The sequence below is a fragment of the Romboutsia sp. genome (assembly GCF_051659545.1).
Lineage (GTDB): Bacteria > Bacillota > Clostridia > Peptostreptococcales > Peptostreptococcaceae > JBOFOR01.
The window spans coordinates 1-11685 of the sequence record NZ_JBOFOR010000339.1 but is presented as its reverse complement, the minus strand read 5'-3'; the positions used below and the strand labels follow the sequence as shown (position 1 = coordinate 11685).

Annotated in this window: 10 protein-coding genes; 1 reads left to right on the top strand and 9 read right to left on the bottom strand. The window is 29.3% G+C overall.

The genetic code is table 11. The annotated features are described in order from the left end of the window. Positions 1–358 precede the first annotated feature (358 nt). The 4 genes from ACRC03_RS19975 to ACRC03_RS19960 form a co-directional block, all read right to left on the bottom strand. A complete protein-coding gene (locus tag ACRC03_RS19975) occupies positions 359–523 on the bottom strand; it encodes a hypothetical protein (protein WP_438654372.1) in 165 nt (54 codons plus the stop codon). Between the two features lie 79 nt (positions 524–602). After that, on the bottom strand, positions 603–1484 hold the full coding sequence (gene pepI / locus ACRC03_RS19970) for a proline iminopeptidase (protein WP_438654371.1): 882 nt from the start codon (positions 1482–1484) through the stop codon (positions 603–605). A 343-nt stretch (positions 1485–1827) separates the two neighbouring features. After that, positions 1828–2475, bottom strand: a complete 648-nt coding sequence (trhA, locus tag ACRC03_RS19965) for a PAQR family membrane homeostasis protein TrhA (RefSeq protein WP_438654370.1) — start codon at positions 2473–2475, stop codon at positions 1828–1830. Positions 2476–2526: 51 nt separating this feature from the next. Then, positions 2527–3369 (bottom strand): DegV family protein, encoded by an 843-nt coding sequence (locus tag ACRC03_RS19960; RefSeq protein WP_438654369.1) that lies wholly within the window; start codon positions 3367–3369, stop codon positions 2527–2529. 419 nt (positions 3370–3788) lie between these two features. On the opposite strand from ACRC03_RS19960, the gene ACRC03_RS19955 reads away from it, so the two are divergent. After that, positions 3789–5234, top strand: coding sequence for a protein adenylyltransferase SelO (locus ACRC03_RS19955; protein ID WP_438654368.1), 1446 nt, complete (start codon positions 3789–3791; stop codon positions 5232–5234). A gap of 375 nt (positions 5235–5609) precedes the next feature. Here the strand turns inward: ACRC03_RS19955 and ACRC03_RS19950 are convergent, their stop codons facing one another. From ACRC03_RS19950 to glyA, 5 genes are all read right to left on the bottom strand, one after another. Continuing rightward, positions 5610–7076: a sensor histidine kinase gene (locus ACRC03_RS19950; protein ID WP_438654367.1), complete on the bottom strand. Its 1467-nt coding sequence runs from the start codon at positions 7074–7076 to the stop codon at positions 5610–5612. Between the two features lies 1 nt (position 7077). Beyond that, on the bottom strand, positions 7078–7773 hold the full coding sequence (locus tag ACRC03_RS19945; RefSeq protein WP_438654366.1) for a response regulator transcription factor: 696 nt from the start codon (positions 7771–7773) through the stop codon (positions 7078–7080). Positions 7774–7917: 144 nt separating this feature from the next. Beyond that, the gene (locus ACRC03_RS19940; RefSeq protein ID WP_438654365.1) at positions 7918–8499 is read right to left on the bottom strand and encodes an FMN-binding protein; all 582 of its coding nucleotides are present in this window, start codon (positions 8497–8499) and stop codon (positions 7918–7920) included. Next, positions 8489–9364: a 4Fe-4S binding protein gene (locus tag ACRC03_RS19935; RefSeq protein WP_438654364.1), complete on the bottom strand. Its 876-nt coding sequence runs from the start codon at positions 9362–9364 to the stop codon at positions 8489–8491. The genes ACRC03_RS19940 and ACRC03_RS19935 overlap by 11 nt, the downstream gene beginning before the upstream one ends. A gap of 498 nt (positions 9365–9862) precedes the next feature. Next, a complete protein-coding gene (glyA, locus tag ACRC03_RS19930; RefSeq protein ID WP_438654363.1) occupies positions 9863–11107 on the bottom strand; it encodes a serine hydroxymethyltransferase in 1245 nt (414 codons plus the stop codon). Between the last annotated feature and the right edge of the window lie 578 nt (positions 11108–11685).

Sequence of the window (11685 nt, the reverse complement as noted above, 5' to 3'; positions counted from 1 at the left end):
ATATTCCTTTAGAATTTTTAGATTTATTAGATGAGCTTTTTAACTCTTGAGTTGACTGCATAAGTCTATCTCCTTTCACTTTTTAAGTTTGTTGTTCTTATACAACTTATTATATCTCCATAATAACCATTAGTAAAATGTATATATTCAATGGTAATCATTTATTTTTTTTATGGTTCCAGGTATAATAATTATGTATATTGTTATTAAATAGGAGTGAAATTAAAGGAGATGAATATTAGAGTCAAAAGACAGCTAGAGAATGCTGAAAATTGGTGTAGACAAATACCCTTTAAAATAATAAAATCTCCTCCTATCAAATTTTATTAGGAGGAGATTTATCTAAACATTTACAATATTAATCTTGACTATACCTATTAGAAGTAACATTTATATATGAACAACAATAATCTGCATACACCTTAACTACTACATCAAAGCTAGAATTAGCTGTTCTGCTTGTTACCTTTCCATCAAAATAAACATTTGCCGGTTTTTTTAATGCAATATTTTTAAATTCCATATAAATACCCCCTTCATTTTTCATTACTTGATAATCATTTTAAAATGTTAAATTCATAAAAAATTTTATTTTTATATTTTTAGTCATTTGTATCTAACCATTTAGTTAAAACCTCTATATACTTCTCATTTTCCTCAATAAATGGAGCGTGTCTTGAGAACTGAAATAATTCCCACTGGCTATTAGGAATTCTATCGTACATAGTCTTTGCTATATATGGTGAACACAGATCTATTGCTCCACTAGTTATTAAACAGGGTTCCTCTATCTCATGTAACCTATCTGTAAACTCATATCCTGCAAGAGTTCCTGTTGGAGAAAACTCATTATGTCCCCATCCTACAACATAAGCTTCAGTACCTGCTTTTTTAGGTCTTCTTATACACTCTGGAGATTCTTCTGTTACTGGTGGTGCACAATACATTTCCATAAATCTTCCTAATGCATCATTATATTCATTACTAGAATACTCCCCAGTATCTACTGCACCAAGTAAAGCCTTCTGGTCTTCTTCATTCATATATGATATTCTTCTTTTTTGCTCTTCTTCCCAAAGCTTTGCAGAAGAAAGAGTCGATGAAAGAATATATGATTTAATTCCCTTTGGTTTATGTTCAAGGGCATACCAAATAGTTTGCATTCCTCCCCAAGACTGACCCAATAAATGTATTTCATCAAGTCCTAAGTATTTTCTTAGTTCAATAAGTTCTTTTATCCAAGTATCAGCATTAAATAATTCTGGATGACCTTCTACGAATGAATTACCACATCCAATCTGATCATACATTATTACTTGTCTCCCAGTTTCAGCTATTTTATCTAGTACTTCAAAATAGTTATGTGTAGAACCTGGTCCTCCATGAAGTAATACTAATGGTGCCTTGCCTGGTATTGTTTCTCCTACTATACGGTAATATGTTTTAAATCCTTCATATGGTATATACCCTTCAGTTATTTTCATATTTTACTCCCTCCAATTGGCCAATTTAAACATTAATTAATTTTTAATAAAACTAATTAAAAGGTTGCCCATATCAAATATGTATTTTATTCTAAATATTTACTCCCATCTCTAGTATACCATAATAAAAATGACAAAACCCGTCGAGTTCTATACTACGCGTATAAATATGACAAGTATTAAAGGAATTAATAAAAGATAAAGCTGCCTAAGATTAATTTAAACTTAGACAGCTTTATAATTATATTATTCTATTTTAATTAAACAATCTACTGCTGTAGAGTATCTATCACTACCTATTAGTAGCCACTATTTTATAAAACAAATAATGACTACTTAATTTTCAGATCACATATTTAAACACTGATAAAAAGTGACATATACTTCCTAAAAGTATAAATATATGAAATATTTCATGAAATCCTAAGTTCTTAAACTTAAGAGATTTAGGTTTAATTCCATATATTATGCCTCCTATAGTATAAAATAACCCTCCCAATACTAATAAAAATATACCTCCTAATGGTATAGTTTGGTACAATGGACCTATTACTAATACAGCCATCCAACCCATACCTATATAGATACAAGTAGACACCCATCTAGGACATTTAAACCAAATCATTTTAAACAACACACCACAAATTCCAATTGTTCCTATTATGATAAACATGGTCCATCCTCTAAATCCACCTAATCCTATCAAACAGTATGGAGCATAAGAACCAGCTATTAAAATAAATATCATGGAATGATCAATTTTTCTTAAAAATTCTATTACTTTGTCAGTTGCAACTACTAAATGATATGTCGCAGAAGCAGCATAAAGTAACACTAGACTAATACCAAAAATAATTACTGCACCTATGTTTACAACAGAAGGAGTAGTTAACGTTGTTTTTATAATTAAAGCTAAAAGTCCAGCAAAAAAAACAATTGCACCTCCTAAATGTGTAAAACCATTTATAGGCTCCCTAGCATAAGTTGTCATAATTACACCTCCTTAATTTCATCAGTTAATATACGTAACTTTTAGCCTATTTTATAATGCACTCACAAGTATTGCACCTTTGGATGTATAAGTTCCCATTACAGGACCTACTTCACTTATTATTATTTTTTTAAATTGATGTTCTTTTTCTAATAATTCTCTAACCTTATCAGCTTTGTGAGGACAATTTGCGTGAGCTATTGAAAGTATTTTTTCACTAGTGTCTCCACTTAATTGTAAGACACTTTCTACTACTTTTTTCAAACTATTAACTTCACCTCTAGCCTTATCTACAGGCTTTACTAATCCGTCAGTAATTTGAACTATAACTTTAAAATTAAAAGCATTTACTATACTAGCTTTTAAAGCACTTATTCTTCCTCCTTTTATAGCATTTTCTAGAGTTTCTAATGTTCCAAAATGAACAATTTTGTATTTTATTTTTTCTATAGTTTCAATTATTTCTTCAAAAGATTTACCTTCTTCTATCATTTGTGCTGCTTTTACTACTAAGGCTCCTTGACCTGCACATCCATTTAATGTATCTATAATCTCTATATTTTTATTATAATTTTCATTTGTAAACATTTTTTTTGCTAGGATTGCACTGCTGTATGTACCTGATAGTTTAGAGCTTATTGTTAATACTAATATATTATCAACTTCACAGTTGTAACTTTCTATAAATTTTTCAGGTGATGGACATGAGGTTTTGGGAAGTTGTTGAGACTCACTCATTCTTTTATAAAAAGTTTGATTATCTATTTCTTCTCCACCAATAAAGCTTTCATCTCCAAATAATACATTTAGTCCTATTACTTCTATATTATATTTCTCTATTATATCTTTAGATAAATCACATGAACCGTCTGTTATTAGCTTAATTTTACTCATCTCTTTATTCACCTTTCCTTATCTTTTTAATCAGTCGGTCAACCGACCGACTATATTATTATTTTATATGCTCTTAGTGTAAAAGTCAATATCCTTATCGCAAATTTAATATAACTAAAAACAAGCTCTAAGAGCTTGTAGTTACTCTTAGAGCTTGTTTGTATATACTAATTCCTCAAAACTTCCCTTTTCTATTGCATTTTTGAAGGCATCAATGGAGTTTTCTGGAGCTTTTTCATTAAACAATCCCCTATGAGCTATTGGCCTATCTGTTAACCATTGTAAGCCTTCATTGTATTTTTCTCCATTTGTTATGTAGACATAATAGATGGTTGTTTTCTTTAAATTTATTAATTTAACCTTTGTTAATAGGGGTATACTAACTAATAGAATAAAAATATAAACTATAAGGAGAATATATGAAACTAAATTTAGACAACACATACACAAGTCTACCAGATGAATTTTATAATAAAATTGAATTATCTCCTGTCAAATCACCTAACTTAGTAATCCTAAATGAGTCTCTAGCAGATTCTTTAGGAATAGATGCGAATATATTAAAAACTCAAGAAGGAGTAGAAATTCTTTCTGGTAACAAAAAAACAAAAAATGGAGCCTACATTGCACAGGCTTATGCAGGACATCAATTTGGTCATTTTACAATGCTAGGTGACGGAAGGGCTTTACTTATAGGAGAAATAATTACTCCTAATAGAAATAGGTATGACATACAACTTAAAGGCTCAGGTCAAACACCATACTCAAGACGAGGCGATGGAAGAGCTGCTCTTTCACCAATGCTTAGAGAATATATAATAAGTGAAGCTATGTACGCTTTAGGAGTACCTACAACTAGAAGCTTAGCAGTAGTAAAGACAGGAGAAAAAGTATATCGTGAAGACGTAAAACAAGGAGCTATACTTACTCGTATAGCCTCTAGTCATATTAGATTTGGAACTTTTGAATATGCAAGAAGATTATGTAGCGATGTAGCTCTTAAAGAACTTGCTGATTACACAATAAATAGACATTTTAAAAATATTATAGATAATGAAAATAAATATATTAATCTGCTTAAAGAAGTTATCAAACTTCATGCTAATCTAGTAGCCAAATGGCAAAGTATTGGATTTATACATGGTGTAATGAATACAGATAATATGACCATCAGTGGTGAAACTATTGACTATGGGCCATGTGCTTTTATGGATAATTACAATGCAGATACTGTTTTTAGCTCAATAGACCACAGTGGGCGTTATTCTTATAAAAACCAACCTACTATGGCTCATTGGAATTTATGTAGATTTGCTGAAACTTTACTACCATTAATAGATGAAAATACAGATTTAGCCCTAGAAAAAGCACAAGAAGCTATTTATAGTTTTACTAGTTTGTATAATAAAAATTGGATAGATATGATGAAATCTAAACTTGGAATCTTCCACCATGAAGATAATGATAAGTCTATTATTGAAGATTTACTTAATATAATTCAAAAGTATAACGAAGACTACACTAACACTTTTGTAGCCTTAACCTTAAATAAAATAGATAGTAGTAAAATGTTTAATAGCAATGAATTTAATAACTGGTATAAAATTTGGCAGGATAGATTAAAAAGGCAAGAAAATTCTAAGAAAGAAGTTTTTACTTTAATGAAAAAGTCTAACCCAGCAGTTATTCCACGAAATCACAGAGTTGAAGAAGCTTTAGAAGCTAGTGAAAAAGGCGATTTTACTATTATGGAAAAGCTACTATATGTACTTAAGAATCCTTATGAATATTCTACAGAACAAGAAATATACTCAACACTTTCAAAGTATAATAATTCTTGTTATAAAACTTTCTGCGGAACTTAAGGTATTTCCTTAAAATTTTTAATATATTAAAAATCCATCTAATAGTATTTATTGGATGGATTTCCGACTTTATTTTATCTATATTTGCTTTTACATATCCCGATAATGATATCTCTTCTCTAATGTTTCCTTTAATTACCTCCACTTCTTTAGTTGTACTACTACTCTCATCCTTATCTTTTGCATTTATAGTACATTCTGTTATTCCTAATATACATATCAGCCCCAATGTTATTAGTTCAATTTTCCTTTTATGCATGACTGCCTCCTGTTTATCTTTAATTTATATTTAAAGTATACAGGTTATATTCTATCTAAATCTCCGTAAACCAGTGGCACATTTGTGGCAAGTATAGATGAGTAGTTGTATAAATATTATTTGATATTAGTTTCTCTAATATCAAACAATATTGTAAATTTAGTTCCTAACTCACTATTTTCTGCATATATTCTACCATTGTGTTTTTCAATTATAGATTTTACAATAGACAATCCTATACCATGCCTTCCTTTATCTCCTTTATAAAATCTATCAAATATATAAGTCAGATCGCTTGCTTTAATTCCATCTCCATCATCTTCTATATATACACATATCTTGTCATCTAATTCCCTGCATCCAATAATTATCTCACTATTAGCATATCTAAGTCCATTTTCTATAATATTTAAAAATGCTCTATATATACTCTTCTCATCACAAATGAATAGTACTGGATTATCATCAAAATCATACTTGAATTCTATACTATTCTTTATAGCCCTAGTTTTTTGCTTAATAGTGCAATTTGATAATATCTCTCTTAAATCACACTCAACTAATTCATAATCTTTAGTAATATTATCTACCTTAGAAATATACAGTAGCTCTTCAACCATATCTCCCAATCTGTCACTTTCTTCTAAAATAACATCACTAGCACTGTATTTATCTATTACATTATATTTGATTGCTTCTGCATATCCTTTAATAGACATTAGAGGTGTTCTTAATTCATGAGATGCATTTTGGAAGAATATCTTTTGTTCTTTATCGTATTTGTCAAGTTTTTCTACACTTTTATTCATTATAGTAGAGAGTTCATCCAGCTCTTTATCTCTAAAATCTAAATCATATTTGCTAAAATCACCTTCACCTATTCTATTGGCAAATTCACATAATTGTTTGATAGGTTTAGCTATATTTGATGATAGGAATATAGTAATAAATAATGCTAATAACCCTGCTATGAACATAACAACTATCAATACCATATTAAGATTTTGTGCTAAAGATAAGGTACTGGATATATCAATAATTAGTACTAAATAGTAAGTTTGGTTATTTATTAGACTATTTGTTAAGTTGCTTATTTTTACAAATGATATATAATAATTGCTATTGTATGTTGCAATTTTAATATTTTCAGAAGTATTCAAATCCATATTACTGTTTTTAAATTCTTTTAGTATTGCTTCATATTCATCGATATTTTTGAAGAAATTTTCTTTTCTAGTAGGAAATAATAGTTCATAATCTTCACTAATAACTATCGCTTGTGCATCTGATTTCATTTGAGCCATTCTAATTTTTTCTTCAATAACTTTCATAAAATCAAAAAATATATTTGGCTCCACTGCCTCACCTTTGATTCGTGGTTTTATTAGTTCCTTATGATTGTCTGTATTTTTAGCAGCTATCTTTGCTTTTTCTAATTGTTCATTTGAACTAATTGCTATATATCTATCTACTATTAAATTGAAAGTAATTGCTATACCCAAAAATATAGTTCCTATTAGACCTAGAATACTTACTAAAATACGTGTTCTAATACTAATTTTCTTTTTAGGGTTGCTTAGCATATTACAAATTCTCCTTTAATCTAAATCCAAATCCCCATACAGTTTCTATCAACACGTTTGTATTCCCTATTTTTTTACGAAGTCTCTTAACTGTATCATCAGCTGCTCTTGTTTCTATCTCACTATTATATCCCCATATTTTATCTAATAGTTCCTCTCTTGATACTGCCCTATCCTTATTTTCAAACAAATAGCTTAGTAGGTTATATTCATTAGGTGTTAAATCAATAGGTGTCTCTCCACAGTTAACTGTTTTATTCTTTATGTTTATCGCAATGTTTCCAAATTCAAGTTCTTTATTTTCATCTTTTTCATCTCGTTGCTTTTTCTCAAAATCTATTCTTCTAAATATAGCTTTTACTCTCATTACAAGTGCCATTGGACTAAAAGGTTTGGTGAAATAATCATCACTTCCAAGTGATAATCCTGTTATATAGTCCATATCACTATCTCTAGCTGTTAACATTATAATTGGAACTATACTCTTTTGTCTTAATTGGGTGCAGATTTTAAATCCATCTGAGCCCGGCATCATTATATCTAAAATAACAAGATCACATTCTTTTTTATTAAATTCCTCTAGTAGCAAATCTCCATTTTCAAAGTCTACTACTATATGTCCATCATTTTGCAAAAATGTTTTCACTAAATTTCTTATGTTATTTTCATCATCGGCAATATATATAAGTTTTGACACTTAGTACCTCCAAACATTATTCCTTCTATATTTTTATTACTATTATTATAAGTCAACTACTATAAATTATCTAGATAAATTACAATATAGGCTAAGCTCTTATCCTAAATAGAATAAGAGCTCAATTATTTTATATAAATGTTATTATTGAGATGTATTTTCTTTAAGTGCATTATTTACTGCATTAATTATACCGACACTAGTATAAGTTGCACCTGATACTGTATCTACCTCTGTGCTTTGTTTTTCTATTATTTGTGCTGGCACTTGCTCAAATGCAGTTTCATAAAACCCTGGAGTCTCATTGTGACTTACTATTTCAATATTAGATATCTTTCCGCTTGATACCTTAACTTGTACTTTTAGATTAGATCCATATGCATCAGCTACTCCCTCATATGTTCCATCACTATATCCTCCAGTTGAGATATCTATACTTTCATCTGTTTCTAAGCTCCCCGTTCCTTGATGATGTCCACCTTTTCTACCTCGCCCACCATTTTGTGATTCATTTTTCATTATTTCTTCGGGTTGCTCTTGAGTCACATCCTCAGGTAATTCTTGTCGTTCTCCATTTTGGGATATTTCTCCCGATTGTGGCATATTACTAATTGTAGCATTACCTTGTGAATTTACTTGATATTTGCTTATTACACTAGTTCCTATAGACCCTATTATTGTTCCGCACACCACACCTGCTATTATTTTATTTCTACTATTTTTCATTATAATCTTCCTCCAACCTGTTTATCTCTTCTGCTAAATAATAAGATTCTTCTGTTAAATCCTCTATTTCTTCTATATCTCTTGAAGTATATAATAAAGTTTCTAACTTAGGGCATACATCATTCTTTACACAATCTAAGCAAGATATACAGCTTAAATCTCTTGTAATATTTTTAGTATGCACCTCGATTCCCATTGGACATTCTCTATCACATTTTTTACAACCTATACATGAATTTTCATTTTTAACTACTCTAAATATCTTAAATTTGTTAGATAGTCCTAGTAACGCTCCATATGGACATAAGTACCTACACCAAGGTCTTTGCACAAATAATGATGTTAATATTACTAAACTAAGAATAAATACCCCTATTATACTAATTGTTTTAGAATTAAATATCCCTAAAAATACATGGTATGGATTAAGTGATTCTATTAACATAACACTTGACATTGATGTTAATAGTACAGTTCCAACTAATGTTATATATCTTAAATATTTAAGCTTGGAATTTAATTTTTTAGATACAAAATTATTGTACTTCGCTCTAAACATCTTCTTACCTAATCTTGCTGCTATATCTTGAATTGTTCCAAAAGGACATATAAATCCACATAGAACTGGTCCAAATATTATAGTAAAAATTACTACTAATCCAATTACTATTCCTAAGGTACTCTTAACTTTTGTTGCCCATATTGTAGGAGATACCAAAAATTGATAAATACTTGTAACCCCACACGTAGGACATATGTAATGGAATATTGATTCTAATTCATGAGCTAATGCTGATATAATTACTAGTGCTAATATGGTTATTTGTATTACCAACCTTTTGTTTTTTAAATTTATTTTTTTCAACTTAAGTTTCCTCCTTATTCACTCTACTATTTGATAACTTATATTCTAATTATAGCTTTTTAGATTTAATAAAATCACCGTAAAGTAAAGGCAATTTTGTGGCATAATTGTGGCAAAAAAATAAGAACATATTACATGCTCCTACTTCAAGTTAAAATATCTAATAATCGTACACAAAGATACATGTATTCATTTGTAATTTATACTTTTGAGGTATCCACTTAAATATTTACTCGAAATAAACATAGTTTATTTTTGCTAATTAAATATCATCAAGTAATTAACTTTAATTATTAATTGCATTGTAATTCAGTTTGATAATCAATATCGATAGTTTGTTGATCAACAAAAAGGAGAACAATATGTTTATAGAAATAAAGATATTTATAGTAGATGTAAAATTTGATTTATATAATACTCTATAATATTACTAACTTAACAATATATATATAAATTACAAAAGCTAGTCAAAATGACTAGCTTTAAATGCATCTAATATTATTCCATTAATTTATACTCATCATAAATTTTATATTTTTCTGTCAGTTCAACGACTAATTTTCTAGCGTTGTCTATCTCATTATATGTTAAACACAAATCTATGGCTTTTGCAATTATAACCATATCCTCTTCAACCATTCCTCTAGTAGTAATAGCTGGAGTACCTATCCTTATACCACTTGTAATAAGTGCACCATTAGGGTCAAATGGTATAGCATTTTTATTTGCTGTAATGTAAGCTTCATCTAGTCTTATTTCAGCTTGCTTTCCTGTAATATTTTTATTAGTTAAATCTAATAAAATTAAATGATTGTCACTTCCCTCAGTTAGCAAGTTAAAGTTTCTGTTGATTAGTTCACTAGCTAATATCTTACAATTTTTAATAGTTTGCTTTTGATACTCTTTAAACTCTTGGCTTAAAGCTTCTTTAAAGCATACTGCCTTAGCTGCAATAATATGCTCTAAAGGTCCACCCTGTGTTCCTGGGAATATAGCCTTGTCTATTTTAGAAGCATATTCCTTTTTACAAAGAATTATACCTCCTCGTGGTCCTCTCAGGGTCTTGTGAGTTGTACTAGTAACAAAATCTGCAACTTCACATGGGTTATTATGTAATCCTGCTGCTACTAATCCCGCTATATGAGCCATATCCACCATTAATAGTGCTCCTACTTCATCTGCTATATGTCTAAATATTTTAAAATTTATTTCTCTAGGATAAGCACTCGCACCAGCTACTATTAATTTAGGCTTTACTTCATGTGCAATTTTTCTAACATTCTCATAATCTATAAGCCCATTTTCTTTTATAATTCCATACTCCGTAAATTCAAAATATTGGCCTGAAATATTTGCTGGTGAACCATGAGTTAGATGTCCACCTTGAGATAAGTTCATCCCCATAACTTTATCTCCTGGTTTAAGAATAGCAAAGTACACTCCAATGTTAGCATTTGCACCAGAATGTGGTTGCACATTGGCATGTTCACATCCAAATAATTTTTTTAATCTTTCAACTGCTAGTGTTTCTATCTCGTCTATATATTCACATCCACCATAATATCTATGCCCTGAGTAACCTTCTGCATATTTATTAGTTAAATGACTCCCCATAGCTTCCATTACAGGTAGTGAAACTATATTTTCAGATGCTATTAACTCTATGTTTCTTTGTTGTCTTCTTAATTCTTTTTTCATACTTTCATAGACTTTTATATCTGCTTTTCTTAATTTTTCAAACATTTTATTCACCCTTCTTATTAAAATTGGCGATTCTTTATTATTTATTAGTTTATATTACATACATCTAACGCATCACTTTAAACAGTTTAAATTAGTTAAGCTTTTGATAAATTTTATTCTGTTAAAGTATGAAATATGAGCATATTAATTTTTTATATAGTATTTTTTATTTATATTAGCAATATTATTTTAAGTTTTATATTTTGAGTAAACCTATCCTTAATAAAATAGAGTTCTACTTTTTATTAGCATAAATTTTACAGAATTTTCATAAACTTAATAATCTTACTACAATGAGAGGGGTATTTATGAGCAATCAAACAAATTTTAAAAAGAGCCTTGATATACGTTGACATTCTCGCCCATAGCTAAAGCTAGGGGATTCATTGAGATTAAAGTGATTAAATCGAAGTCTATTTCTAGTATCGAAGTATGACCTCACCATAGGGGCTATGTCATTAGCCCTTCCTAAATCAGACCATCTAGGTATTTAGGCTGATAGACTATGACCATCTACCACAGTTGCATTAACTATATTTCTTGCTCCAACCAAATCTCTATGAGTTCTAAATCCACAG